The following is a 23349-nucleotide window of genomic DNA, read 5'->3' on the forward strand; positions in this document are numbered from 1 at the left end:
CCAAACACAACTTGGAATTACTCTCATTCTTGTGCCTCGCTTGCCCTGGCTTCGCAAACTGAGTTATCTTGGCCTTGCATCAGCTTTCCTGAGGGTGGGTCATTTGCGACGGCTGCTGTTTCTCAACGGCATCAAGGCATTCGAGGCGGCGGCGCGGACCGGCAGCTTTGCGGCGGCCGGGCTCGAGCTGAGCGTGTCGGCGGCGGCCGTCAGCCGCATGGTCCATCTGCTGGAGGAACGTCTCGGCGTCGCGCTGTTCGAGCGCAAGGCCAACAAGCTCGTGCTAACGCAGGCAGGCCGCGCCTATCAAAGCGGGCTGACGCCGATCTTCGATGCGCTGGCAAGCCTCACCGCGCAGGTGACGGCTCCCTCGAGCGTCCGCGTGCTCACCATCGGCGTCGGACATACGTTTGCGATGCGCTGGCTGATCCCGCGCCTGTCGGAGTTTCGCAGCGAGGAGCCCGACATCGAGGTGCGCTTCACCACCGGTGGTGCCGAGGTCCCATTCGGCGAGGACTGGAGCTGCGGCATCAAGCTCGGCACCGGCGACTGGCCCGGCCTGGTCGCCGAGCCGCTATTCGCCGGCGACCTCACGCCGGTCTGCGTGCCTCGCCTCGCCACCGGCCTGAAGCGGCCCGCCGACCTCAAAGGGCCAGGCCTGATCCGCGTCACGCATTCGCCGGAGGATTGGCCGATCTGGCTCAAGGCGGCGAACCTCACCCGCATCAACGCGCGCGGACCGGAATTCCAGTTCTACGGCCAGGCGCTCCAGGCCGCCGCCGACGGCCTCGGCATCGCCATGGGCATCCGGCCCTATATCGACGACGATCTCGCCGCCGGCCGGCTGGTCGCGCCGTTCGATCTCTCGGTTCCCAAGGGCATGCGCTGGTACCTGCTGTATCGCAGTTTTCAGACCGAGCAGCGCGACTTCGCAGCGTTCCGGCGCTGGATCATGCGGGCGGCCTCGGAGCCCGCCGCACGCCCCGCCAGGCGGATCGGCCGCGCCGCGCCGCGGAACTGACGCCCGTTCCACGAGGCCCTGGGCAAAAAAGCCGGCCGCTTGTGAATGGCTTCACATACTGAACCCGCCAAACGTGGTCCCCTGACCCTTCAACAAGACACTTACGGAACATTTGGGGACTACAATGACGACCATCTACGACGGCTTTGACATCGAATCCTTCGAGGCCGGCAAAGGCCTCTGGCATGCCCGCATCCGCCGCGCCGATCTCAGCCCCCTCGCCATCGACGGCGTGCTGTTTCCGGCCATGGAAGTCGGTTTCGCCTGGCCGGATCAGAACGCGGCGATCGCCGATGCCAAGCACCACATCGACCGCTTCCGCCGGCGGGCCGACGACCACGACGACGAATAAGCGCGGGACTCCAGGCGAACCAAGGGACAGCGCAGCATAAAGGGGGAACCGGTCATGTCAGTCATCGAATTCGAAGACACGCCGCGGCCGAGGATCTACGCCCGCAATGTGCTGTCGAAATGCCCCGAATGCGACGGCGATCTCGCAGTGCTTCGCGTGATCGGCGGCCGCGCCGGATGCGAGTACTGGACCATGCGCTGCACCGATTGCGGCGGGATCCATCTCGACATCCTCGAGCCGCACCGGGCGAGCAACGACGACGAGGCCCCGCCGCCGGCGGCGTAAGGCGCGACCGGCGATCCGGTCGCACGCTCGCAATCGCAATTCCATCCGGCCCCTGCAACTGCTATGCTGGCGCAGCAACCGCGCGCGCAGGCGAGGCATGACGGATGATCAAGGCTCTGCTGCTCGATCTCGGCGATACACTGATCGACTCCGCCAGCGAAAAACCGTTTCCCGGCGTCGAGGACGCGCTCGGCGTGATCGAGACCTTCGAGACGGCGGACCACGCGCCGCTGGTCGTGTGCCTGGTCTCGGACTACACGATGCCTGAACCGCGGACTTCACAGGCGATCGCTGCGACCTTTGCCGAATACCTTGAGGTGCTCGACAGGACCGGCCTGCGGCGCTTCTTCGAACCGGTCGAGGAACGCGTGACGCTGTCGACCCATGCCGGCGCGAGAAAGCCCGACGCCTTGGTGTTCGAGACAGCCTTTAAGCGCGCCGGTGTCGACGGCGGCTTGAATCAGGCGCTGTTCATCACGGAAAATGCCGAGCATATAGCGGCCTGCCGCAAACTTGGGATGAAGACCCTGCGATATGGCACCGATTTCACATCCTGGTCGCAGGCCCCCTTGCTGATCTCGCAGGACATTGGCGCCGCCGGCTTCAAGAACAGCGAAGCGGTGTTCAGACCCGCTTTGGCCGACCGTGGCCTGAGGCTTCAATCCATCGAGGACCTCAGCCCGAACAAGCTCCGCGGCACTGCACGCAATCTGGTGCAGCTGCATTCGCCCGACCTCGGCAGCTTCAACGACGTGCATGTTGAGTTGCCGGTGGAGGTCGCGGCGAGCCTCGATTCGGCCGGTCGCATCACCGCGGTGCACTCGACACCCCGTCCTGACGACGTGGCCGAGGCCATTCTGAATGTGCAGTCGCTCGCGGCCAACAAGCAGATCGCCGACGGTCCGCCCGATCCCGCATCGCCCGTGCTGCCGACCTATCGGGTGGAAACGGATTCTGAGGGGCGGCGCATTCTGCGCCGCCGCCGCTTGACGGCCTTTTGACCGCAGACCGCCGCCTCAAATGCAGCAGCCGCACAGGAAGCGGATGCGGGTCAGCACCCTTTTGCCGCCGACCGTGCGGATGACGTGGGTGCGAACATTGTTCGACGACGCATCGTCGGCCGCGGCGGCGGCCACCAGCCCTTTCTTCTTCTTCGCCGTCTTTGCGGCCGCCTTCGGCTTGCCGTCGAGCTCGATGCGACCGTTCCTGAGCAGCGTCTCGACGAAGGCGCCGACCTCGTCCTCCGTGCGGTTGTGCTCTGGCAACGCGCCGAGCACCGCCGCACGGGCGCCGGAGCGGCCGATCAGAACCGGCTCCGCCGCGAAGGCGACCACGCCGCGAAGTCTGGTGTCGATATCGCCGAGCGGGACTTCGCGCCGATGCACCGCTTCCGCCACGCCCTCCCCGAGCATGGCGAGCGGGCGGATCGCGAATCTGGCGCCCTTGGCGCCGATCCGCTCTCGCAGATCCGAGAGCGTGCTCGGCGCGATCGTGGCGCTCGCCTTCAGGATCTTGGGTGGCGGCCCCGCCAACGCCGCCGTCGGCGCGGTCATGGCGGCGCTGCCGAGCATGATGTCGTGATCGGAGAACGCCTTGCCGATGATCTCGCGATTGGCGCCGTTGTTGATCTGGCCGTCGGCCTTGACCATGGCCCGGCCCACGGACTGAAAATATCGCGCCGTCTCCGGCGTCTGCCGCACCGCTTCGACCAACAGCCTGCCGCAGGTCTGCGCGGCGGTCAGCAGCGCCGCCTCGCTGCCGGCGCCGCTCGCCGCGAACACGCCGCGGAGCGTGTCATAGAATGCGCCGGTGAAGACGCGGCTGAAATTGTGGCTCTCGCGCGTGAGCAATTCGGGCGGATCTTCGAACTTGCCGGCCGGCAAGGTGCTGGGCAGCTGCCATTTGAACGTATTCAGCGCCCGCCGCGGCTTCGAGGGATTGACGTTGCCGAACTGCTTGAGAATGGCGGCCGACAGATATTCGGAACTCGCCTCGACGAAATTCGGCAGGGACAGGTCGGGCGTGATCTCAAGCAGCTTGATCCGCGTCGCCTGGTCCGACAGCGCGGTCAGCAGGGCAACCACGTCGCCGAACGCTTCGTGAAACGCTCCGACCTCAGGTAGCGGGCTGTTGAACAGCTCCGGCCGCTGGGAATCGAGCAGGGCGTGGCCGACCTCATGGCTGACCGTGTCGGTGCTGGCCGCGGAGAAGGTGGTTGTGGTGCCGTCGTTGAAGTCGAAGAACCGAACACCTTGCGTGTCGTAATAGGCATTCAACCGCCGGGGGCCGACCGTTTCACCGTCATTGTAGGTCAGGCTGATGTCGATGCGAGGCCCTTGCGACCATCTGGCGAGGTTGCCGGCATAGGTCTCCCAGGCCTCCACAGCGGCGAGCGCCGCTTCCCGGCTCTGCCAGAACAGAAAGTCCCGCTGATTGACACCGAACGGGGCCTCGGCCGCGTGAGCCTCATAGTTGAAATTTGCACGCCCGGCCGGACGGTCGGGCCGCGCGTCCTGCTGCCGTTGCTGCATATCGGTCACGGCATTGGGGTCGTTCGGGATGAAATTGATTGTCATGGAATCTACCCGCTGTTGAGGCGACTGGCCGCGCCTGCGGCCGAAAGCGCCGCCGAGATGCATGAAAATGGTCAGATCATCGCGCAATAAACACCACCTAAAGTAGCGCCATCGCCGTCCGACGCAACGACAAATTTGTCGCGTCGGGGCGATCATGGCTCCTGCTGCCAACCTGCTGTCAGCAGCCTGAGCACGGACGTACCTTCGCTCTTTTCTGAAGGGCTGACTCGTCCCATATTCGGGGCATGGCGAAGAAACCTGCTCCCCCGAAATCCCCCAAATCCAAGGCCCCGAACTCGAAGGCACATCGGCCTGACGTCCAGCCGATCGGGCCGGCGTTGGCCGAGTTGCTCAATCCCGCGATCAATCGCGGCGATGCCGGGCTTGGATCGGGCACCGGGCTGCAGCCGCCGCCGGACAATTCGCGCGACCGCCGCGCCGGGGGCGAGGCCGCCGCCCATCGCGCACGCGCCTCGACGCCAAAGGAGTTTCCGCAGGATAATGCCAAGCCGATGCCGCTGCGGCCGAATCCGCAGCCGCCGGGCGCGCGCGCGACCACCGAAGGCTTTGAAGAAGCGCCGCAGGCCAATTACGGCACCGCGGCCACGATCCCGACGCTCGATCCGGAACTGGCGCGGCAGCTCGGGCTTCCCACCGAAGAGGACGATGCCGAGGCGCTGGCGCGTCCGCCACGTACCAAGATGGAGGCGCTCGGCGTCAAGGCGACCGCCGACGCGCTGGAATCGCTGATCCGCGAGGGCCGGCCGGAGTTCCGCAGGGACGACGGCTCCACCAAGGTGTGGACCCCGCACCGGCCGCCGCGCCCGGAGAAGTCCGAAGGCGGCGTGCGCTTCGAGATCAAATCGCCGTACGAGCCGCGCGGCGACCAGCCGACCGCGATCGCCGAGCTCGTCGAGGGCATCCAGCGCAACGACCGTTCGCAAGTGCTGCTCGGCGTCACCGGCTCCGGCAAGACCTACACCATGGCCAAGGTGATCGAGGCGACGCAACGGCCCGCCATCATCCTGGCGCCGAACAAAACGCTCGCCGCCCAGCTCTATGGCGAGTTCAGGAGTTTCTTCCCCGACAACGCGGTCGAGTACTTCGTCAGCTATTACGACTACTACCAGCCGGAAGCCTACGTTCCGCGCACCGACACCTACATTGAAAAGGATTCCTCCATCAACGAGCAGATCGACCGCATGCGCCACTCGGCGACGCGCGCGCTGCTCGAGCGCGACGACGTCATCATCGTGGCGTCGGTGTCCTGCATCTACGGTATCGGCTCGGTCGAGACCTACACCGCGATGACCTTCGCGCTGAAGAAGGGCGAGCGCATCGACCAGCGCCAGCTCATCGCCGACCTCGTCGCCCTCCAGTACAAGCGCACCCAGGCCGATTTTACCCGCGGTACCTTCCGCGTCCGCGGCGACGTCATCGACATCTTCCCGGCGCACTACGAAGACCGGGCCTGGCGCGTAAACCTGTTCGGCGACACCATCGAGACCATCGAGGAGTTCGATCCGCTCACCGGCCACAAGCAGGACGAGCTCGAATTCATCAAGATGTACGCCAACTCGCACTACGTGACGCCGCGCCCGACGCTGGTGCAGGCGATCAAGTCGATCAAATCGGAGCTGAAGCAGCGGCTCGACCAGCTGCACGACCAGGGCCGCCTGCTGGAAGCGCAGCGTCTGGAGCAGCGCACCACCTTCGATCTCGAGATGATGGAGGCGACCGGAAGCTGCGCCGGCATCGAGAACTATTCGCGCTATCTCACCGGGCGCCTGCCCGGCGAGCCGCCGCCGACGCTGTTTGAATACGTCCCCGACAACGCGCTGGTATTCGCCGACGAGAGCCACGTCACGGTGCCGCAGATCGGCGGCATGTTCCGCGGCGACTTCCGCCGCAAGGCGACGCTCGCCGAATACGGCTTCCGCCTGCTCTCCTGCATGGACAACCGCCCGCTCCGCTTCGAGGAGTGGGACATGATGCGGCCACAGACAGTCGCGGTGTCGGCGACGCCGAGCGGCTGGGAGTTGAACGAGAGCGGCGGCGTATTCGTCGAGCAAGTCATCCGCCCGACGGGCCTGATCGATCCGCCCGTCAACATTCGCCCCGCCCGCACCCAGGTCGACGATCTCGTCGGCGAGGTCCGCGCCACCGCCCAGGCAGGCTATCGCTCGCTGATCACGGTGCTGACAAAGCGCATGGCGGAGGACCTCACCGAATATCTGCATGAGCAGGGTATTCGCGTTCGCTACATGCACTCCGATATCGACACCATCGAGCGTATCGAGATCATCAGGGATCTTCGCCTGGGCGCCTTCGATGCGCTGGTCGGCATCAACCTGCTCCGCGAAGGCCTCGACATTCCTGAATGCGCGCTGGTCGCGATTTTGGACGCCGACAAGGAAGGCTTTTTGCGCAGTGAAACGTCCTTGATTCAGACCATCGGCCGCGCCGCGCGCAACGTCGACGGCAAGGTGATCCTCTACGCCGACCAGATGACGGGCTCGATGGAGCGCGCCATCGCGGAAACCAATCGGCGCCGAGAAAAGCAGGTCGAGTACAACACCGCCAACGGCATCACGCCGGAGAGCGTGAAGAAGCAGATCGGCGACATCCTCAACTCCGTCTACGAGCGCGACCACGTACTGGTCGAGGTCGGCGGCCACGACATGACCGACGACGTCATCTCGATCGGCCACAATTTTGAAGCCGTGCTCGCCGATCTCGAAACCCGCATGCGCGAGGCGGCAGCCGATCTGAACTTCGAGGAAGCCGCGCGCCTCCGCGACGAAGTCAAGCGCCTGCGCGCAACCGAGCTCGCGGTAGTCGACGACCCCACCGTCAAGCAGCGCACGGTGCAGGGCAAGGCCGGCGCCTATGCCGGCACCAAGAAGTACGGCGACGCCGCCAACCTGCCCGTCAGCGCGATGAAGAAGAAAACCGTGAGCTCCGCGCTGAAAGCGAGCGGCGGCGGCAGCGGCTCGAAGGTGCACAAGCCGCATCTCGACGAGATGCATGGGCCGGAGTCTTTGCCCTACCGCGAAAACCCGAGCCTGCCGGCAAAACCGTTCGGCAGCACGAGCCGGATCATCCAGCCGACGGACTCAAGGCAGTCCGGGCCCGAGTTCGGGCCGGCGCCGAAGTCGACGGGCGGGCAGCCGGGACGACGGGGTGGGTGGAAGAAGAGGTAGGCGGCGGAGTATCGTCCCCACTTGTCGTGGCTATGGATTCCGGGCTCGCCCCTTTGCGGCGCCCCGGAATGACGAGGGAGCATGTGGTGCCGTTCGCGCCTACAGCTTCCCCTGCCCGTTCACCTGACCCTGCTGTTGCTGCTGCTTTTCCTGCTCCTTGGCGTGATGCCTGCCGTAGAGGCAGCCGGCGGCGGCGCCCAGCACGCCGTGATGGCCGGCATAGTGGCCGGCGACGCCGCCGACGACGGCGCCCTTGATGCAGCCCTTGGCGTTGGCGGCGGAGGTCGCGCCCAGCATCAGAAGTGCTGCGGCGACGGTGAGAAGCGGGGATTTCATGATCGATGTCTCCGGATCAGTTTCGGTGTCTCAACGAGCACCGACGGGCGCGGGTTCCCGTGTACCGGTGTGGCGGGACGCGCCCGCCGGCATGCACGCGGCGTCATCGCGGGGCGCAAACCCACTCGAATTCGAGCAGGCGACAACGAACGCAACCGGTAATTGCATTTCATGAACCGGGCCTTGCATCGGCGCGTCATATGATCCGGACACCTTTGTTTTTGCGGATTGATGGACCCGCAGAGCGCGCATTGGCGTTTGCAATCGACACCCCACGAGGGCGGGAGCGGCATGACGGTTGAATCGCTGAACAGGCAACGCGTGCTGCATCTGCTGGACAGTTTTGCGCGCGGCGATATCGAGGCCGCGCTGTCGTGCTGCACCGACGACGTCGACTTTCTCACCCACGCGCCGATCGACGTGCTGCCGCACATGGTGCCGCGTCACGGCAAGCAGGAGCTGCGCGAGCTGTGGCAGACGGTCTGGTCGCGCTATTCCGAAATCCGCTACAAGGCGCCGCACATCCTCGCCGAGGGCGACGAGGTCGCGACCTACATGCACACCTACTTCAAGAAGCGCAGCAACGATCGCGTCGTGCAGTTCGACATGGCGGTGTTCTACAGCTTCCGGGGCGGACTGGTGGCGCAGATCCGCGAGATCATCGATTCCTACGATCTGGTGCAGCAGGTGCTGGAGCGGGAGATCGGGCCGCTGATCGTGGGCGCGCGGGCCGACGGGGGATGACCCTTCTCCCTCGCCCCGTTCTGACGGGCAGAGATAAAGCAGAGACCGGGAGATTACGGGGTTCTGTTGTAAATCTCACAAAGCCGCATCAATTGTGCATTGCGAAAACGTGAATTGCGTTTTGGCCGAAATCGCCTATTTTATTTGTATACGAATGAATTGAGCGGCCCCCGCACCTTTGCTGTGCATGGGGTTGCTTTCCGTTTTTTCTGCAAGCCAGCTTCAGGACGCCCCCAAATGACAGAGCACAGCCTCTGGCGTTTCTCGCGCGCGTTGCATCGCGCGGTGAACGACCGGGATTTCAGGGACATCGAGACCCTGATCGACGAGGATGTCGAGTGGGCGATCTACGGCCCGATCGACATGTTTCCGTTCCTCGGCGCGCGCCAGGGCCGGGACGCCGTGCTCGACGTCATCCGCCAGCTCGCCGACAATTTCCACGTCCGCCGCTTCGACCGCGAGAGCATCATGCTCGCCGTGGATTCCGCCGCCTCGATGCTGCGCTATTCGCTGACCGCGCTGGATTCCGACAAGCCGATCAGCTTGCGGGTCGCGCAGTTCGCCCAGTTCAGGGCGGGCAAGCTGATCAGCATGCGCGTGCTGGTCGACACCTTCGATCTGGTTGAACAGGCACTCGGCCGCGCCATTCATCTGCCAAAGATGACCCGCGTCGGCTGAGGGGGACGCCAACGGGCCCCGCTTGCCGGGACCGATGATTGATGCTCGCCCGACCCGCGTCCTGGCCTCCAGCCCCGCCGGATGCCGTCGTGGCGAAGCTCGTCATCGGGCGCGCGCCTTTCGCGCGGCCCGTTGGTTCGCCATTCCAGTGGTTTGAGCATGATCTCCGCGCAAGCGCGTTCCGCGTTTGTCGCGAGGGAAAACCGCTGCACACTTTGCGCTGGCGCGGCCCTTCGGGTCGGATCATGCTCTGGCCGAGGCGAGCCGCCACAATTTCGCAACGATAGATCACCATGTGTTGAGCGGACGGAATGGCGCATGGTCATCACCGAAGGCCGCACTATAGTGACGGCAAGCATGCGCTGGGCTCGCGGGCAGGACGATGGAATTCTCGACAGGTTTTGGCTGGACCAGGCTGCCGGTGCTGGCGGCCGCATTCATTTTGGGCTCGGTTCTGACGGTCTCGGCGCAGATCATCCCGCCCTTCTCGGCGGCAGCGCCTGACGACGAGGCCGAGACCGAAGCCACAGAGACCGCCGCAGCCCCCGACGTCAACGACCCCGACATTTTAAAGGGCATCGACGTCGACAAGCTCGACTGGAGTCAACTCGCGGTCGACGCCGGAACCGGCAACGACGTCATGGCCGCCAAGAAGCGCGCCCAGGCCGCCGCCAAGGACGGCCTGAACTGGTCGTCGAACGCGAACGCCAACGGCTCCTCCGCGGTGACGGTGAAGCAGTCGGTCTCCTCGTTCTGGGACGCCCGCATCGGCGCCGACATGACGGTGACGAGCGAGCCGCGGACGATGTCCGAGCTGCTGGCGCAGAAAGCCACCAATGGCGGCAGCCTGCCGCAATCCTCCGGCAGCGCCTGGGCGGCGGCGACCGCGCCGGGCGCCGGCTCGATCTGGGACAAGACCGCGGTGGAAGCCCGCGTCGATCCCGGCGCCGAGCAGAGCAAGATCGGGGCGTCGCTGATCAAGTCGGTGCCGCTGTCGAGCGACACGTCGCTGACGCTCCAGAACGGCTACAGCGTCAACCAGCAGGGCACCACCGCGGTGCCCGGCATCGGCGGCCACATCACGCGCAATTACGAGACCGAGCAGAGCGCCAAGGTCACCCTCACCGACACCGGCACCAGCATCACCGCTGGCCAGTCGCTGTCGACCACCGACGACAAATGGCTGCGCAAGGTCGGCGCCGAGCAAAAGCTGTTCGACAACGTCACCGTCTCCGGCTCGGTCGGCGAGACCTCGCAGGGCGCGATCAACAAGAGCCTGACGGCGGGCTTCAAGAAGAGCTGGTAGCAGTCCCGCGCCCACCCTCTCCCATCATCCCGGGATAGGTTCGTTTTCCCAGCAGTTCAGACTCTCGTAACCATACGCCACGGCAAAGCCCCCGAATCGTCCGCCCTTGCCGTATCTCGGCCAAGTTGCGGTCAAAATCCGACGCCCTAGTCGGATGACCGAACTCGTCGTGCGGGGACACTCGCGCTGCGCTCAACGCGAACAGGGGAATAACGATGAACGCCATGCGTCCGGAAAAGACCGAACCCACCGAGACCGAGACGGTCGACACCGACCTCGCCGCAGTGACGGAAGTCGAAGCCGGCATCCGCGACTTCGTCCGCAACGACATCGCCTATCTGCGCCGGCCGGCATCGGGAACCACCGACACGCCGCCGCTCGATCCGAGCGCGGAAGCCACCGTCACCAACGTCAACTCGCTGATCCAGCGCGTCGCCGGCACCTCGCTCGCCGAGATCGAGAACCTGATCTCCGAGCTCGAGAGTCTGCGCGACCTGCTCCATGCCGAAGGCCAGCGCGTCCAGCGCGAGATCTCCGGCTATGCCCAGCTCAGCCAGGCCGCGATGAAGTCGACCCGCATGATCGCCGACAACGTCGCGCAGTGGAAGCGCGCCGCCGACGGCCTGCGCAACAGCTGATCACTCACCTCAAGCATCACCAGCCGCCGCGTTCCGCAAGGGGCGCGGCGGTTTTGATTCGTGGGGGGAGTTGGGTGCGCATAAGCTCCCCACAATAGGTGTCATCGCCCGACTTGCCGCCTTCGCTAAGGCTTCGGCGGCCGAGTGAGTTCTTGGCCCGGCGAAGCCCTTGGCGGAGACGGGATCGGGCGATCCAGTATTCCAGAGACAATGAGGCAAGAGCCGAGACGCCGCAGCGTACTGGATGCCCCGGTCCCGGCTCCGCCAAGGCTACGCCGGGCCACAAGCTCGCCCGGCCGCCGAAGCTTCAGCGAAGGCGGCAAGCCGGGGCATGACAGCGGAGGGTGTGGCTGCGAACGATTGAGGCAGTGGACATGCGTTCACACAGTCAATGCAGCCGACCCGGTTCACTTTGAACCCTCCGCGCCCCAGCGCCGACCAATGCCAAGCGCCCGCAGCCTTGCTGCCGGGCCTGGGGACATTTCAGATGGAAAGCATTCGGCCCGACAATACGGACCCTATCCCGCTGCGGCCCGCGCCGAACCAGTTCGGCACGATCATGCTGCGCTTCGTCGGATTGCTGGCGGTCGCGATCGCGGTGCTGGCGTTCGTCTATAGCCGCTGACGGCGGAGGCCGGACCCGAAGAGTTAACGAGCCCTTAACGGCTCGCGTCGACCGTCGAGGCTTCCAGGGTGTAGCCGCCATCGGCATAGCCCTTCACCACCATGCCGGCGACCAGCATCACTGCCAGCGTCGCGGTCGCAAAGATAAATCCCACCAGCTTGAGTGCGCCGCGGTCTGCCATGGTCCTCGTCCCCTGTTCTCTGCCCAATTCGTTTCAATTAGACAGCGACAGGTTCATAATTGGTTAGCAACTCGATGGTTCCGCCAACTGCTTCGCGGGTCATCACGTTGAGCAGGCTTATGGCAGCCGCCCGGAATCGCGTCCATAGCGCGCGGGCAACACTCGCGCACACATTTGGACCGTTCATCTTGGAACAGCTCTAACCGCCCTGCCGCATCGGCACGAAGGCGCTGGCGGTGATGGAATAGACCTCCTCGCCGCGCTGGTTGGTGCCGGTGGTGCGGGCCGTCAGAATGCCCCAGCCGGGGCGCGAGGCGGAGCTGCGCTTGTCGATGACTTCGTTGACGTAGGCGACGGTGTCGCCGGCGAGCACCGGCCTGATCCAGCGCAGGTCGCGAAAGCCCGGCGACGGCCCCCACACCGCGACCTCCTCGCCGCGCGAAGCGGCCTCACGCGCCAGGCGCTGGCCATCCGCGACAAGCAGGCTCATGCAGGCCGAGCCGACGTGCCAACCGGAAGCTGCGAGCCCGCCGAACAGCGAGTTCTCGCCTTCCTTCTCGTCGAGGTGGAAGCGCTGCGGATCGAACTTTGCGGCGAACGTCTTGATGGACTCCGCGGTGAACGTGTAGGCGCCGATCTCGCGCCGGTGGCCGATCTCGATCTCCTCGAAGAAGGGCATCAGACTGCTCCCTCGCGCCGCTTGATCAGGATCGGCGAGGTCATCTCGCACAGCGCCTCGCCCTTGGCGTTGCGCACCGTGCATTTGAACTTGACGATGCCGAGCTCCGGCCGGCTCTTCGAGGCGCGCGCCTCCAGCACGTCGACGTCGAGCATGAGATCGTCGCCGGGCCGCAAGGGTGACAGCCAGCGCACCTCGTCGACGCCGGGCGAGCCGAGCGAAGCGGCGCGTGTGATGAAGCCATCGGCCATCATCCGCATCATCAGCGAGCAGAGGTGCCAGCCCGAGCCGGACAGGCCGCGCAGCATGCTGTTGGCCGCGGCCTCCTCATCGAGGTGCATCGGCTGCGGATCGAACTCGGCGGCGAAAGCCAAGATCTCGTCGCGGGTGACATGGCGCGGGCCGAATGTTCCGAACCGGCCGGGCGGGAAATCTTCGAAGGTCAGGGTCATCTCGGGAATGCTTTGAGGGAATGACAGATTGTGGCCGCACTTTGCGGCAATCTCAACCCGCCGGCCCGCATGGCTCGTGCTACATATGGGGTGTCGGCGTTGGTCTTGAGTCGGATCAACCGGCAGGCCGAGGCCCGATTTGCCCTGGGGAGAGCAATGTTTTCATTCAGCGACCTGTTTCAATGGGACCGATTCATAACCCCTACGATCATCAAGACCTTCTACTGGCTGGTGATCGCACTGATCTGCCTGTTCGGCCTTTCCGGAATCTTCTCCGGTCTCGCGACGATGGCGATCAGCCCGTTCGGCGGCTTCCTGGTGCTTCTGTCATCGATCGCGAGCATCGTTGTCGGCATCGTGTTCTCGCGCATCGCCGCGGAGCTGATCCTGATCGTCTTCCGCATCAACGAGCATCTCGGCGCGATCCGCGACCAGGGCGGCGGGGCGCGGTGAGGCGGCTGCAGGTGCCGTAGGGTGGGCAAAGGCGCAAAGCGCCGTGCCCACCATCCTTTCGCGATTTGAGAGAGACGTGGTGGGCACGCTTCCGCCTTCGCTCTTCGAGCTACGGCGGACAAGTCGCTTTGCCCACCCTACAGCACCGCTCTTTCGCGTCTTACGTATTGAACCTGAAGTGCATCACGTCGCCGTCGGCGACAACGTATTCCTTGCCTTCGAGACGCAGCTTGCCGGCATCGCGGGCGCCGGCTTCGCCGTTCAGCGCGACATAGTCCTCATACGCAATCGTCTCGGCGCGGATGAAGCCTTTTTCGAAGTCGGTGTGGATCACGCCGGCCGCGCCCGGGGCCTTGGTGCCGCGATAGATGGTCCAGGCGCGCGCTTCCTTCGGGCCCACCGTGAAATAGGTGATGAGGTCGAGCAGGGTGTAACCGGCGCGGATCAGGCGATCGAGGCCGGCTTCTTCGAGACCCAGCGTCTCCAGGAAGTCGGCGCGCTCCTCGCGCGAAATGGTGGCGATCTCGGATTCGATCTTGGCGGAGATGACGACGGCAACGGCGCCTTCCTTGGCCGCCTGCTCCTCCACCGCCTTGGAGAACGAATTGCCCGTGGCAGCCGAGCCTTCCTCGACGTTGCAGACATAGAGCACGGGCTTGGACGACAGCAGGCCGAGCATCCCGAAGGCGCGCTCCTCCTCCGCCTTGCGCTCGACGAGGCGGGCGGGCTTGCCCTCGCGCAGCAGCACCAGCGTGCGGTTGACGAGGTCGAGCTGCTCCTTGGCGTCCTTGTCGTTGCCCTTGGCTTTCTTCGTGAGGTTGTCGACGCGCTTCTCGAGGCTGTCGAGGTCGGCGAGCATCAGCTCGGTCTCGATGGTCTCGATGTCGGCGAGCGGGGCGATCTTGCCCTCGACATGCGTGATGTCGGAATCCTCGAAGCAGCGCACGACATGCGCGATGGCGTCGACCTCGCGGATGTTGGCGAGGAACTGGTTACCGAGGCCTTCACCCTTGGAGGCGCCGCGCACGAGGCCGGCGATGTCGACGAAGGTCAGCCGGGTCGGGATGATCTGCGCCGATTTGGCGATGGCCGAGAGCTTGTCGAGCCGCGGATCGGGCACGGCGACTTCGCCGACATTCGGCTCGATGGTGCAGAACGGATAGTTCGCGGCCTGCGCCGCGGCCGTCTCGGTCAGCGCATTGAACAAGGTCGACTTGCCGACATTGGGCAACCCGACGATCCCGCATTTAAATCCCATGGTCGTCCTCTATCCGTATTCGTCATGGCCGGGCCTGACGGAGAAAACGGCGCCCTATTCCTTGCCGTTCTCGTCCTTGGTCAAAAAGCCCTTCGCCTGCATGGCGAGATGCACCCTGTTGGCGAAGGTCGCGTCCGTGCCTTTGGCAACCAGTGCCGCGTGCTCGGCCACCGCCTCGCACAACGTCGCCACCCAGTCGTTGTCGGCCTTGGCGAAGTCCGACAGCACGTGGCCATGCACCAGCTCCTTGACGCCGGGATGACCGATGCCGAGCCGGACCCGGCGATACTCGTTGCCGATATGCGCCGAGATCGAGCGCAGGCCGTTGTGGCCGGCGATGCCGCCGCCGATCTTCACGCGCACCTTGCCCGGTGGTAGCTCGAGCTCGTCGTGGAACACGGTGACGTCGCCGGGCGCGATCTTGAAGAAGCTTGCCGCTTCCTGAACGCTGCGGCCCGAGTCATTCATGTAGGTCGTCGGCTTGAGCAGGATGACGCGCTCAGTGCCGATCGCACCTTCCGAGGTCTCTCCCTGAAAACGACGGCGCCATGGCGAGAAACCATGACGCCGCGCGATCTCGTCGACGGCCATGAAGCCGACATTGTGCCGGTTACGTGCGTATTTAGCGCCGGGATTGCCGAGCCCAACAAAGAGTCGCATGACGCGGCGCGCCCCTCGCTCGGCGCGCGATCAAGGACCGCGCGCCAGCTTTGAGAGATTACTTCTTCTTGTCGCCGCCGGCGGGAGCCTTGGCAGCCGCAGCCGGAGCAGCAGCACCCGCAGCCGGAGCCGCAGCGCCAGCCGCCGGAGCAGCCGCAGCAGCGCCCGGAGCTGCAGCCGCAGCCGCGGCCTTCTGCTCTTCGGCGTAGCCGGACGGCGGCACGATGGTGACGAGGGTCGCGTCCTCGCGGGTCAGCGCCTTCACGCCGGCCGGCAACTTGATGTCCGACAGATGGAGCGAGTGACCGATTTCGAGTGAGCCGACATCAGCCTCGATGAATTGCGGGATGCTCTCGACGCCGCATTCGAGCTCGATCGAATGCGCGACGATGTTGACGGCGCCGCCGCGCTTCACGCCGGGCGAACCTTCCGCTTTCACCACATGCAAGGGAACGCTGATGCGGATGGTGGCACCTTCGCCGAGACGCATGAAGTCGACATGGATCGGGAAATCCTTGACCGGATCAAGGTGATAGTCGCGCGGGATCACGCGGTGCTTCTTGCCCTCGAGGTCGATGTCGACCAGCGTGGTCAGGAACCGGCCGGCGAGGATGCGCTGGCGCAGTTCACGATCGTCAACCGAGATCGGGAGCGGGGGTTGCTTGTTGCCATAGATCACTCCGGGCACTTTCCCGGCGCGACGCTCTGCCCGGGCGGCCCCCTTGCCGCTCTTCGGACGTGCGGTCGCCTTCAATTCCTTGACGGTCGTCGCCATAGTCTAAGTCCTTGTTTTTGCAAAAGTTAATGGGCCGCAGCGCGGCCCATGGTGCAGTTCGCAGCAAGCCTCCAGGGGTGCGGGGGCCGCGAACTTGGCGGGCTTTTACCCGGAAGATGCGGAAATGACAAGGAGAATGGCCCGCCCGGCGGGGTTCCCACCCTCCCCTGGAGGGGAGGGTAAGCGAGAGCGGCGGCCTTACGTCGGCGTTCCGCCGAACTTGGCCTCCAGCGCCACGATCCGCGCCTTCAGGGCCTCGTTCTCCTCGCGGGCGAGGCGGGCCATGTCCTTGACCGCCTCGAATTCCTCGCGCTTGACCAGGTCCATGTCGCGCAGGAATTTCTCGGCCTGGGTGCGCATCACGGTGTCGAACTCGCGCTTGACGCCCTGGGCGGCACCGGCGGCGTCGTTCATCAGGCGGCCGATCTCGTCGAAAAACCGGTTGTTGGTCTGGGTCATGTCGGTCTCCTGGCGGCCTCAGATAAACTTTGCGCGAACGCGCGAAAAGACAATGGCAATCCGGGCGAAACGGTTCAAGAGCCGATCGGCGGTATCCTTGTCATGCCCCGGTTTCCTTGCAATCGTATTCAACGTCCCTGCATAACAAGAATCAGAAGGCGCACGAGATGATCGATCAGCAGATCGCGATTCCCACCAAGGACGGCCACACCGCAACCTTCATCACCCATCCCGAACGCGGCGGGCCGTTTCCGGTCATCCTGTTCTACATGGATGCGCCGGCGATCCGCGAGGAGCTGCGCGACATGGCGCGCCGGCTCGCCACCTCGGGCTATTACGTGATGCTGCCGAACCTCTACTACCGCTCCGGCGTGATGGAGCTCGGCGCGCTGCCGGCCGATCCGAATGCACCCGAGCGCAAGCGCATGTTCCAGCTCATGGCCTCGCTCAACATTCCCATGATCATGGAGGACACCAGGGCCCTGCTCACCTATGCCGAGGGCCAGGCGGCTGCCAATACGAAAATCGTCGGCACCGTCGGCTATTGCATGAGCGGCCGTTACGCCGTCAACGCGGCCACGCACTTTGCCGACCGCGTCAAGGCCGCCGCCTCGATCTACGGAACGCATCTGGCGACCGACGAAGACAACAGCCCGCATCTCGCCTCAGGCAAGACCAAGGCCGAGCTCTATTTCGCCTGCGCCGAGACCGACATCTACGCGCCCGCCGAGGTCATCGAGAAGGTCAAGCAGGGCATGAGCGGTGCCAAGGCCGAGGTCGAGATCTATCCCGGCACGCATCACGGCTTCGCCTTCCCCAAGCGTCCGGTCTACGACCGCGACGCTGCCGAGCGGCATTGGGAGCGTCTGCTGGCGCTCTATCGCCGCAATCTCGTTTAAGTCTAGAAGGCCTGATGCCCTTTCTGCTCATCGACTTTCCCGCCTTCAAGCCGATCGCCATCGAGATCGGTCCGTTCGCGATCCGCTGGTATGCGCTGGCCTATATCAGCGGCATCGTGTTCGGCTGGCTCTATGCGCGCTCGCTGCTGAAGACAGAGCGCCTGTGGAGCGGCCCCGCGCCGATGTCGCTGGTGCAGATCGACGACTTCATCCTGTGGGTCACGCTCGGCATCATCCTCGGCGGCCGCACCGGCTACGTGCTGTTCTACAACCTGCCCTTCTTCATCGATCACCCCGCCGCGATCTTCAAATTGTGGGAGGGCGGCATGTCCTTCCATGGCGGCTTCCTCGGCTGCGTCGTCGCGGTGATGTGGTTTGCCTATCGCAACCGCATCTCGATCCTGTCGCTGGGCGACATCACCACGGCAGTCGCCCCGGTCGGCTTGCTGCTCGGGCGCATCGCCAATTTCATCAATGGCGAATTGTGGGGCCGCCCCACCGACCCCAGCCTGCCCTGGGCGATGATCTTCCCCAACGATCCGACGCAGCTGCCGCGCCATCCGAGCCAGCTCTATGAGGCCGGCATGGAGGGCATCCTGCTGTTCACCGTGCTCGCGATCATGATCCGTTTCGGCGCCCTGAAGCGGCCCGGCATGATCCTCGGCGCCTTCATCCTGATCTATGGCCTGACCCGCATCGCCGGCGAGCATTTTCGCGAGCCGGACGTCCAGCTCGGCTTCCTCTGGGGCGGATTAACCATGGGCATGCTGTTGTCGATCCCGATGCTTATTGTGGGCCTCATACTTATTGTATTGGCTATCAGGCGCGGCGCGCCGAAGCCCGCCGGGGCTATCAGTTAATTCCTTTCGAGAAGACAGACCGTGACCGAACAGCCGCTACTCAACGAGATCAGGGCGCTGATCAAATCCTCAGGGCCCATGCCGGTCTGGCGGTACATGGAACTGTGCCTGATGCATCCGCGCTATGGCTATTACGTCTCGCGCGATCCGCTCGGGCGCGAAGGCGACTTCACCACCGCGCCCGAGGTCAGCCAGATGTTCGGCGAGCTCCTGGGCCTGTGGACCGCCTCGGTGTGGAAGCAGATGGGCTCGCCGCAATTCCTGCGGCTGATCGAGCTCGGCCCCGGCCGCGGCACCATGATGGCGGATGCCCTGCGCGCGCTGCGCGTGCTGCCGCCGCTCTACCAGGCGCTTCACGTCCACATGGTCGAGGTCAATCCCGTGCTGCGCGAGCGGCAGAGTGCGACGCTGGCGGGCGTGCGCAACATCGCCTGGCACGACAGCATCGACGACGTGCCGGAAGGCCCGAGCATCATCCTCGCCAACGAATATTTCGACGTGCTGCCGATCCGCCAGATGGTGAAGCGCGAGAACGGCTGGCACGAGCGCGTGATCGAGATCGATCCCAACGGCAAGCTTCAATTCGGCGCGGCCGCCGACCCGACGCCGCGCTTCGACGTGCTGCTGCCGCCTCTGGTGCGCGCCGCTCCCGTCGGCGCCGTGTTCGAATGGCGGCCCGACGGCGAGATCATGAAGCTCGCCACGCGCGTGCGCGACCAGGACGGCGCGGCGCTGATCATCGACTACGGCCATCTGCGCAGCGATGCCGGCGACACCTTCCAGGCGATCGCGCGCCACACCTTCACCGATCCCCTGAAGGCGCCGGGCCAGGCCGACGTCACCGCCCATGTCGACTTCCAGGCCCTGGCGCGCGCGGCCGAGGATGTCGGCGCCCGTGTGCACGGCCCGGTGACGCAGGGCGATTTCCTCAAGCGCGTCGGCATCGATACCCGCGCGGCCGCCCTGATGCAGAAGGCGACGCCTGACGTCGCCACCGACATTTCGGTCGCGCTCAAGCGCCTGACCGATACCGGGCGCAGCGGCATGGGCTCGATGTTCAAGGTGCTCGGCATCTCCGAACCGCGGCTGACCGGCATCGCCGGCCTCAGCGATCTCGAACGGGCCGGAGGCGCCTCATGACGCTTGCTTCGTCGCTGCTGTCGGCCGTGCCCGGCCTGCGCCATGCCTTCTTCACCCGCGAGGGCGGTGTCTCAGGCGGGATTTATTCGGCGCTCAATGGCGGGCTCGGCTCCAACGACGATCCGGCGCATGTCGCGGAGAATCGCCGCCGCATGGCCGAGCATGTCGGCGTCGCCCCGGAGCGCTTCATCAGCCTGCACCAGATCCATTCGCCCGATGTCCTCGTTGCCGAAGCGCCGTGGCCGAGCGGACCGCGGCCGAAAGGCGATGCGCTGGTCACGAAAACACCCGGCATCGCGCTCGGCGTCTCCACAGCCGATTGCGGGCCGGTGCTGTTCGTCGATCCCAACGCGCGCGTGATCGGCGGCGCCCATGCCGGCTGGAAGGGTGCGCTGACCGGCGTGCTGGAACAGACGATCTCGGCGATGGAGAAGCTCGGCGCAACGCGCAGCGGCATTATCGCCGCGATCGGCCCCTTGATCCGCCAGGACAGCTACGAGGTCGGCAACGAGTTCGTGGCGCGCTTCATCGAGGCGGATGCGGACAACGCCATGTTCTTCATCCCATCGGTACGCGCCGGACACGCGATGTTCGACCTCGCCGGCTTCATCCGGAAGCGGCTAGAGGCCGCCGGCATCCTGATGATCGACGATCTTGGCCTGGACACCTATGCCGACGAGCGCTTCTTCAGCTATCGCCGCTCGGTGCATCGCAAGGAGCCGGATTACGGCCGCCACATCCACGCGATCGCGCTCGAGGGGTAAGCTGGCCGTCGCTTCGTTCCTGCTTCAAAACGGCCTTGACTCTCCACCTGCTGGAAACCGCAGAAACGCGGAATGAAGCAACGCACCTACAGCATCGGCGAAGCGGCACGGCTCTGCGGCATCTCGGTCCGCAAGCTTCGCTTCTATTCGGACGAGGGATTGTTGCCGCCGGCAGACCGAACTGCGAGCGGCTACCGCGTCTTCACGGATAGCGAACTCGTCCGACTGGAGCTCATCCGCTGTCTCCGTGATGCCGGCCTTGGCCTGGATGCGATCCGGGAGGTCCTCCGCCAGGAGCTGTCGCTTGCCGAGGCTCTGAAGCTGCGGCTCGAAGCGCTGGAGGCGGAGATCGCCGCTCAGCGCCGCGTCGCCGCCGCGCTGCGGGCTGCGTTGCGTTCACCGCAACTCACCGAAGCCGATCTGAGGAGATTTTGGAGCATGACGCAACTGTCCCGCGTGGAACGACGCAACGTGGTTGAGCGCTTTTTTGAAAGAGTGTCCGACGGCATCAACATCGATCAGGAATGGGTCCGCCAGATGGTGGAAGCGACCGTCCCGGAACTGCCCGACGCGCCAACGCCTGAGCAATGCGACGCATGGATCGAGCTTGCAACGCTCCTGAGCGATCCCTCCTTCATCGCCAATATGCGAGCCAACGCCGGTGATGTCTGGGATCGCGAGGCCATCGATATGAAGGCCTGTCAGGAAGCCAGCGACGCCATAGTGCTCAGGGCGAAGCAAGCCATCGAACAGGGGCTTGAACCGTCATCCGCGCAAGCCAATGAGCTGGCGCGGGATTGGCTGGAGATCTCGGCTCGCCTGATGAACCAGAAGCCCGACGCCGGCTTCCGCAACTGGATGCGCACGAAATATGTCCGGCACGATGCTCGCGCGAACCGCTATTGGGAACTGGCGGCCATCATGAGAGGGCAGCCCCCGGACGCCAGCCCAAACCGGGAATGGGTGTGGATCCAGGCTGCGATGCGACATCATCTGGCGGCCTGAGCGAGCATGCACAGCGCGGCCGGGTCGCCCACCGGCCCCGGCCGCGATGCGCTCCAGAGGCCGATGTAGCATTCCCGCCCTAGACGTTAATGCGTTTTAACGATATCGCTGCCCTCCATAATGAGGGACGCGTCATTCATCCTGGGCCGCGCGGGTTCGCGTGTGCTGGCGGTCATGCTGCTGGCGGCGGCGGTCGCGCTTGGCGGCTGCGCCGGCGGCGGCGGTGCCGCCAACTCCTATGCGATGGCGCCGAGCGCCGGCTCAGGGGCGACCGTGGCCTTCGAATCGATCGACGGGCCGCCCCCGCAGGTGTTCGACCGCATGGTCGGCGTGCTCGACAGCGAATCCAAGCTGCGCAGCCTGTCCGTCGTCTCCCGCGAGGGAACGGCTGCCTATCGCGTGCGCAGTTACCTCTCCGCCCAAATCGTGCGCGGCAAGACCGTGATCGCCTGGGTCTGGGACGTCTACGACGCCAACCAGCAGCGGGCATTGCGCCTCTCCGGCGAGGAACTGACCGCCGCCAAGGGCGGCCGCGATCCCTGGGGCGCCGCCGACGACCTGGTGCTGCGGAAGATCGCCCAGGCCGGATTCAGCGGACTTTCCAACATGATCAACGGAACCCCGGACGCGCCGGGCACTGTTCCCGGCTTGCGGGGCCCGGCGGTGGCCAGCGTGATCCCGGAGGCTCCGGCGGCCGAGATGCCGGCCTCGGCGCTCGGCTACGCCGAGCGATAACCCCCGCGAAACCACGGCCCCAAGTTGCGGCCAAACCGTTGGCCCGACTCAGGATTTCGGAGGGAAAACGTAGCATGCCGGGTTGCCATTGCAGGCCCCGGCCTGATATTTCCTCGCCCGTCGTAACCGTGCTTCCAGTGGGTATTCTCTGATGTTGAACGTCGTATCCAGCAAAGCGCGGGAGGAAGCGTCCATGTCGGCCAAGAACGGCTCCATCAAGCTTGTCGCCGGCAACTCAAACCCGGCTCTCGCGCAGGCGATCGCGCAAGGCCTCGACCTGCCGCTGACCAAGGCGGTGGTACGGCGCTTCGCCGACATGGAGATCTTCGTCGAGATCCAGGAGAACGTCCGCGGCTCGGATGCCTTCGTCATCCAGTCGACCTCGTTCCCCGCCAACGACCATCTGATGGAACTGCTGATCATCACCGATGCGCTGCGCCGCTCCTCGGCACGCCGCATCACCGCGGTCCTGCCCTATTTCGGCTACGCCCGGCAGGACCGCAAATCGGGTTCGCGCACGCCGATCTCGGCCAAGCTCGTCGCCAACCTGATCACGCAGGCCGGCGTCGACCGCGTCATGACGCTCGACCTGCATGCCGGCCAGATCCAGGGCTTCTTCGATATCCCGACCGACAACCTCTACGCGGCGCCGCTGATGGTGCGCGACATCAAGGACAAGTTCGACCTCTCGAAGACGATGGTGATCTCGCCTGACGTCGGCGGCGTGGCGCGCGCACGTGGCCTTGCCAAGCGCATCAACACCCCGCTCGCGATCGTCGACAAGCGCCGCGAGAGGGCGGGCGAATCCGAGGTCATGAACGTGATCGGCGACGTCGCCGGCTACACCTGCATCCTGATCGACGACATCGTGGACTCCGGCGGCACGCTGGTGAACGCGGCCGACGCGCTGATCGCCAAGGGGGCCAAGGACGTCTACGCGTACATCACCCACGGCGTGCTCTCCGGCGGCGCGGCCGCCCGCATCGCGGGCTCGAAGCTGAAGGAGCTCGTGATCACCGACTCGATCCTGCCGACGGAGGCGGTGACCAAGGCTCCGAACATCCGCACGCTTCCGATCGCCAGCCTGATCTCGGACGCCATCGCGCGCACCGCGGCGGAAGAGTCGGTGTCGAGCCTGTTCGACTGATTTTTCTTCGCCCCTCCCCGCGTGCGGGGAGAGGCCGGAATTCAAGCGAAGCCTGAATTCCGGTGAGGGGGACTCTCCGCGAGTCTCACTCTCACCGCCCCCGTGGAGACTTCTCGAA

The 23349-nt window shown here is 65.2% G+C and carries 27 protein-coding genes; 18 read left to right on the forward strand and 9 right to left on the reverse strand.

The genetic code is table 11. The annotated features are described in order from the left end of the window. Window positions 1-103: 103 nt before the first annotated feature. The 4 genes from IVB46_RS26490 to IVB46_RS26505 all read left to right on the forward strand — a co-directional run bounded on the left by IVB46_RS26490 (window position 104) and on the right by IVB46_RS26505 (window position 2659). Window positions 104-1021, forward strand: a complete 918-nt coding sequence (locus tag IVB46_RS26490; protein WP_028151584.1) for a LysR substrate-binding domain-containing protein — start codon at window positions 104-106, stop codon at window positions 1019-1021. A gap of 124 nt (window positions 1022-1145) precedes the next feature. Continuing rightward, window positions 1146-1373 carry a hypothetical protein gene (locus tag IVB46_RS26495; RefSeq protein WP_071909573.1) on the forward strand — a complete coding sequence of 76 codons (228 nt, stop codon included), beginning with the start codon at window positions 1146-1148 and terminating at the stop codon, window positions 1371-1373. Window positions 1374-1427: 54 nt separating this feature from the next. Then, window positions 1428-1658 (forward strand): hypothetical protein, encoded by a 231-nt coding sequence (locus tag IVB46_RS26500; RefSeq protein ID WP_063985544.1) that lies wholly within the window; start codon window positions 1428-1430, stop codon window positions 1656-1658. Window positions 1659-1762: 104 nt separating this feature from the next. After that, complete coding sequence (locus IVB46_RS26505) at window positions 1763-2659, forward strand: HAD family hydrolase (RefSeq protein ID WP_166103461.1); 897 nt, start codon at window positions 1763-1765, stop codon at window positions 2657-2659. Window positions 2660-2674: 15 nt separating this feature from the next. Here IVB46_RS26505 and IVB46_RS26510 read toward each other — a convergent pair whose 3' ends face one another. Continuing rightward, the gene (locus tag IVB46_RS26510; protein ID WP_247315410.1) at window positions 2675-4234 is read right to left on the reverse strand and encodes a hypothetical protein; all 1560 of its coding nucleotides are present in this window, start codon (window positions 4232-4234) and stop codon (window positions 2675-2677) included. A gap of 245 nt (window positions 4235-4479) precedes the next feature. Between IVB46_RS26510 and uvrB the strand changes: the two genes are divergently transcribed. Beyond that, entirely contained in the window at window positions 4480-7437 is a 2958-nt protein-coding gene (uvrB, locus tag IVB46_RS26515; protein ID WP_247343797.1) for an excinuclease ABC subunit UvrB, read from the forward strand. Window positions 7438-7536: 99 nt separating this feature from the next. Here the strand turns inward: uvrB and IVB46_RS26520 are convergent, their stop codons facing one another. Continuing rightward, a complete protein-coding gene (locus IVB46_RS26520) occupies window positions 7537-7773 on the reverse strand; it encodes a hypothetical protein (RefSeq protein ID WP_028151579.1) in 237 nt (78 codons plus the stop codon). A 291-nt stretch (window positions 7774-8064) separates the two neighbouring features. Here IVB46_RS26520 and IVB46_RS26525 point away from each other — a divergent pair, with 291 nt between their 5' ends. The 5 genes from IVB46_RS26525 (at window position 8065) to IVB46_RS26545 (ending at window position 11764) form a co-directional block, all read left to right on the forward strand. After that, window positions 8065-8517, forward strand: a complete 453-nt coding sequence (locus IVB46_RS26525) for a nuclear transport factor 2 family protein (protein ID WP_247315415.1) — start codon at window positions 8065-8067, stop codon at window positions 8515-8517. Between the two features lie 237 nt (window positions 8518-8754). Further along, window positions 8755-9195 carry a nuclear transport factor 2 family protein gene (locus tag IVB46_RS26530; protein ID WP_247343800.1) on the forward strand — a complete coding sequence of 147 codons (441 nt, stop codon included), beginning with the start codon at window positions 8755-8757 and terminating at the stop codon, window positions 9193-9195. A gap of 382 nt (window positions 9196-9577) precedes the next feature. After that, complete coding sequence (locus IVB46_RS26535) at window positions 9578-10501, forward strand: hypothetical protein (protein ID WP_085399294.1); 924 nt, start codon at window positions 9578-9580, stop codon at window positions 10499-10501. 215 nt (window positions 10502-10716) lie between these two features. Then, entirely contained in the window at window positions 10717-11139 is a 423-nt protein-coding gene (locus IVB46_RS26540; RefSeq protein ID WP_247343803.1) for a hypothetical protein, read from the forward strand. 487 nt (window positions 11140-11626) lie between these two features. Then, window positions 11627-11764, forward strand: a complete 138-nt coding sequence (locus IVB46_RS26545) for a hypothetical protein (protein ID WP_014492018.1) — start codon at window positions 11627-11629, stop codon at window positions 11762-11764. A gap of 34 nt (window positions 11765-11798) precedes the next feature. Here IVB46_RS26545 and IVB46_RS26550 read toward each other — a convergent pair whose 3' ends face one another. From IVB46_RS26550 to IVB46_RS26560, 3 genes are all read right to left on the reverse strand, one after another. Continuing rightward, a complete protein-coding gene (locus IVB46_RS26550) occupies window positions 11799-11945 on the reverse strand; it encodes a hypothetical protein (protein WP_166103493.1) in 147 nt (48 codons plus the stop codon). 199 nt (window positions 11946-12144) lie between these two features. Continuing rightward, the gene (locus IVB46_RS26555) at window positions 12145-12624 is read right to left on the reverse strand and encodes a MaoC family dehydratase (RefSeq protein WP_247343806.1); all 480 of its coding nucleotides are present in this window, start codon (window positions 12622-12624) and stop codon (window positions 12145-12147) included. Continuing rightward, window positions 12624-13076 (reverse strand): MaoC family dehydratase, encoded by a 453-nt coding sequence (locus IVB46_RS26560; protein WP_063985550.1) that lies wholly within the window; start codon window positions 13074-13076, stop codon window positions 12624-12626. The genes IVB46_RS26555 and IVB46_RS26560 overlap by 1 nt, the downstream gene beginning before the upstream one ends. Window positions 13077-13232: 156 nt before the next feature. Between IVB46_RS26560 and IVB46_RS26565 the strand changes: the two genes are divergently transcribed. Then, a complete protein-coding gene (locus IVB46_RS26565; protein ID WP_063985551.1) occupies window positions 13233-13529 on the forward strand; it encodes a DUF4282 domain-containing protein in 297 nt (98 codons plus the stop codon). 160 nt (window positions 13530-13689) lie between these two features. Here the strand turns inward: IVB46_RS26565 and ychF are convergent, their stop codons facing one another. The 4 genes from ychF to IVB46_RS26585 form a co-directional block, all read right to left on the reverse strand. Continuing rightward, a complete protein-coding gene (ychF, locus tag IVB46_RS26570) occupies window positions 13690-14787 on the reverse strand; it encodes a redox-regulated ATPase YchF (protein ID WP_028151572.1) in 1098 nt (365 codons plus the stop codon). A 54-nt stretch (window positions 14788-14841) separates the two neighbouring features. Next, window positions 14842-15447 (reverse strand): aminoacyl-tRNA hydrolase, encoded by a 606-nt coding sequence (gene pth / locus IVB46_RS26575; RefSeq protein ID WP_247315421.1) that lies wholly within the window; start codon window positions 15445-15447, stop codon window positions 14842-14844. A 58-nt stretch (window positions 15448-15505) separates the two neighbouring features. Beyond that, entirely contained in the window at window positions 15506-16222 is a 717-nt protein-coding gene (locus tag IVB46_RS26580) for a 50S ribosomal protein L25/general stress protein Ctc (protein WP_071909565.1), read from the reverse strand. Between the two features lie 198 nt (window positions 16223-16420). Beyond that, the gene (locus IVB46_RS26585; protein WP_071909564.1) at window positions 16421-16681 is read right to left on the reverse strand and encodes an accessory factor UbiK family protein; all 261 of its coding nucleotides are present in this window, start codon (window positions 16679-16681) and stop codon (window positions 16421-16423) included. Window positions 16682-16848: 167 nt separating this feature from the next. Between IVB46_RS26585 and IVB46_RS26590 the strand changes: the two genes are divergently transcribed. From IVB46_RS26590 to IVB46_RS26620, 7 genes are all read left to right on the forward strand, one after another. Further along, entirely contained in the window at window positions 16849-17580 is a 732-nt protein-coding gene (locus tag IVB46_RS26590) for a dienelactone hydrolase family protein (protein ID WP_247315425.1), read from the forward strand. 14 nt (window positions 17581-17594) lie between these two features. After that, window positions 17595-18440, forward strand: a complete 846-nt coding sequence (lgt, locus tag IVB46_RS26595) for a prolipoprotein diacylglyceryl transferase (protein ID WP_247315428.1) — start codon at window positions 17595-17597, stop codon at window positions 18438-18440. Between the two features lie 21 nt (window positions 18441-18461). Further along, window positions 18462-19580: an SAM-dependent methyltransferase gene (locus IVB46_RS26600; RefSeq protein WP_247315431.1), complete on the forward strand. Its 1119-nt coding sequence runs from the start codon at window positions 18462-18464 to the stop codon at window positions 19578-19580. Next, window positions 19577-20344 (forward strand): peptidoglycan editing factor PgeF, encoded by a 768-nt coding sequence (gene pgeF, locus IVB46_RS26605; protein ID WP_028157994.1) that lies wholly within the window; start codon window positions 19577-19579, stop codon window positions 20342-20344. Before IVB46_RS26600 ends, pgeF begins: the two co-directional genes overlap by 4 nt. 72 nt (window positions 20345-20416) lie before the next feature. Next, the gene (locus IVB46_RS26610) at window positions 20417-21349 is read left to right on the forward strand and encodes a MerR family transcriptional regulator (protein WP_247315433.1); all 933 of its coding nucleotides are present in this window, start codon (window positions 20417-20419) and stop codon (window positions 21347-21349) included. A gap of 120 nt (window positions 21350-21469) precedes the next feature. Then, window positions 21470-22084 (forward strand): hypothetical protein, encoded by a 615-nt coding sequence (locus IVB46_RS26615; RefSeq protein ID WP_063985559.1) that lies wholly within the window; start codon window positions 21470-21472, stop codon window positions 22082-22084. A gap of 193 nt (window positions 22085-22277) precedes the next feature. Next, window positions 22278-23231: a ribose-phosphate pyrophosphokinase gene (locus IVB46_RS26620; protein ID WP_028151562.1), complete on the forward strand. Its 954-nt coding sequence runs from the start codon at window positions 22278-22280 to the stop codon at window positions 23229-23231. The last annotated feature ends 118 nt before the right edge of the window (window positions 23232-23349 follow it).

Source organism: Bradyrhizobium sp. 61 (assembly GCF_023073075.1).
Taxonomy (GTDB): Bacteria; Pseudomonadota; Alphaproteobacteria; order Rhizobiales; family Xanthobacteraceae; genus Bradyrhizobium; species Bradyrhizobium barranii.

What these genes read in the sequence shown, in the direction of transcription:
- IVB46_RS26620 (WP_028151562.1), top strand. Translation starts at nt 22,278, where the DNA reads ATGTCGGCCAAGAACGGCTCCATCAAGCTTGTCGCCGGCAACTCAAAC.
- IVB46_RS26585 (WP_071909564.1), bottom strand. Translation starts at nt 16,681, where the DNA reads ATGACCCAGACCAACAACCGGTTTTTCGACGAGATCGGCCGCCTGATG.
- IVB46_RS26540 (WP_247343803.1), top strand. Translation starts at nt 10,717, where the DNA reads ATGAACGCCATGCGTCCGGAAAAGACCGAACCCACCGAGACCGAGACG.
- IVB46_RS26520 (WP_028151579.1), bottom strand. Translation starts at nt 7,773, where the DNA reads ATGAAATCCCCGCTTCTCACCGTCGCCGCAGCACTTCTGATGCTGGGC.
- ychF (WP_028151572.1), bottom strand. Translation starts at nt 14,787, where the DNA reads ATGGGATTTAAATGCGGGATCGTCGGGTTGCCCAATGTCGGCAAGTCG.
- IVB46_RS26500 (WP_063985544.1), top strand. Translation starts at nt 1,428, where the DNA reads ATGTCAGTCATCGAATTCGAAGACACGCCGCGGCCGAGGATCTACGCC.
- uvrB (WP_247343797.1), top strand. Translation starts at nt 4,480, where the DNA reads ATGGCGAAGAAACCTGCTCCCCCGAAATCCCCCAAATCCAAGGCCCCG.
- IVB46_RS26565 (WP_063985551.1), top strand. Translation starts at nt 13,233, where the DNA reads ATGTTTTCATTCAGCGACCTGTTTCAATGGGACCGATTCATAACCCCT.
- IVB46_RS26530 (WP_247343800.1), top strand. Translation starts at nt 8,755, where the DNA reads ATGACAGAGCACAGCCTCTGGCGTTTCTCGCGCGCGTTGCATCGCGCG.
- IVB46_RS26525 (WP_247315415.1), top strand. Translation starts at nt 8,065, where the DNA reads ATGACGGTTGAATCGCTGAACAGGCAACGCGTGCTGCATCTGCTGGAC.
- IVB46_RS26580 (WP_071909565.1), bottom strand. Translation starts at nt 16,222, where the DNA reads ATGGCGACGACCGTCAAGGAATTGAAGGCGACCGCACGTCCGAAGAGC.
- IVB46_RS26550 (WP_166103493.1), bottom strand. Translation starts at nt 11,945, where the DNA reads ATGGCAGACCGCGGCGCACTCAAGCTGGTGGGATTTATCTTTGCGACC.
- IVB46_RS26560 (WP_063985550.1), bottom strand. Translation starts at nt 13,076, where the DNA reads ATGACCCTGACCTTCGAAGATTTCCCGCCCGGCCGGTTCGGAACATTC.
- IVB46_RS26510 (WP_247315410.1), bottom strand. Translation starts at nt 4,234, where the DNA reads ATGACAATCAATTTCATCCCGAACGACCCCAATGCCGTGACCGATATG.
- IVB46_RS26555 (WP_247343806.1), bottom strand. Translation starts at nt 12,624, where the DNA reads ATGCCCTTCTTCGAGGAGATCGAGATCGGCCACCGGCGCGAGATCGGC.
- pth (WP_247315421.1), bottom strand. Translation starts at nt 15,447, where the DNA reads ATGCGACTCTTTGTTGGGCTCGGCAATCCCGGCGCTAAATACGCACGT.
- pgeF (WP_028157994.1), top strand. Translation starts at nt 19,577, where the DNA reads ATGACGCTTGCTTCGTCGCTGCTGTCGGCCGTGCCCGGCCTGCGCCAT.
- IVB46_RS26545 (WP_014492018.1), top strand. Translation starts at nt 11,627, where the DNA reads ATGGAAAGCATTCGGCCCGACAATACGGACCCTATCCCGCTGCGGCCC.
- lgt (WP_247315428.1), top strand. Translation starts at nt 17,595, where the DNA reads ATGCCCTTTCTGCTCATCGACTTTCCCGCCTTCAAGCCGATCGCCATC.
- IVB46_RS26590 (WP_247315425.1), top strand. Translation starts at nt 16,849, where the DNA reads ATGATCGATCAGCAGATCGCGATTCCCACCAAGGACGGCCACACCGCA.
- IVB46_RS26615 (WP_063985559.1), top strand. Translation starts at nt 21,470, where the DNA reads ATGAGGGACGCGTCATTCATCCTGGGCCGCGCGGGTTCGCGTGTGCTG.
- IVB46_RS26610 (WP_247315433.1), top strand. Translation starts at nt 20,417, where the DNA reads ATGAAGCAACGCACCTACAGCATCGGCGAAGCGGCACGGCTCTGCGGC.
- IVB46_RS26495 (WP_071909573.1), top strand. Translation starts at nt 1,146, where the DNA reads ATGACGACCATCTACGACGGCTTTGACATCGAATCCTTCGAGGCCGGC.
- IVB46_RS26505 (WP_166103461.1), top strand. Translation starts at nt 1,763, where the DNA reads ATGATCAAGGCTCTGCTGCTCGATCTCGGCGATACACTGATCGACTCC.
- IVB46_RS26535 (WP_085399294.1), top strand. Translation starts at nt 9,578, where the DNA reads ATGGAATTCTCGACAGGTTTTGGCTGGACCAGGCTGCCGGTGCTGGCG.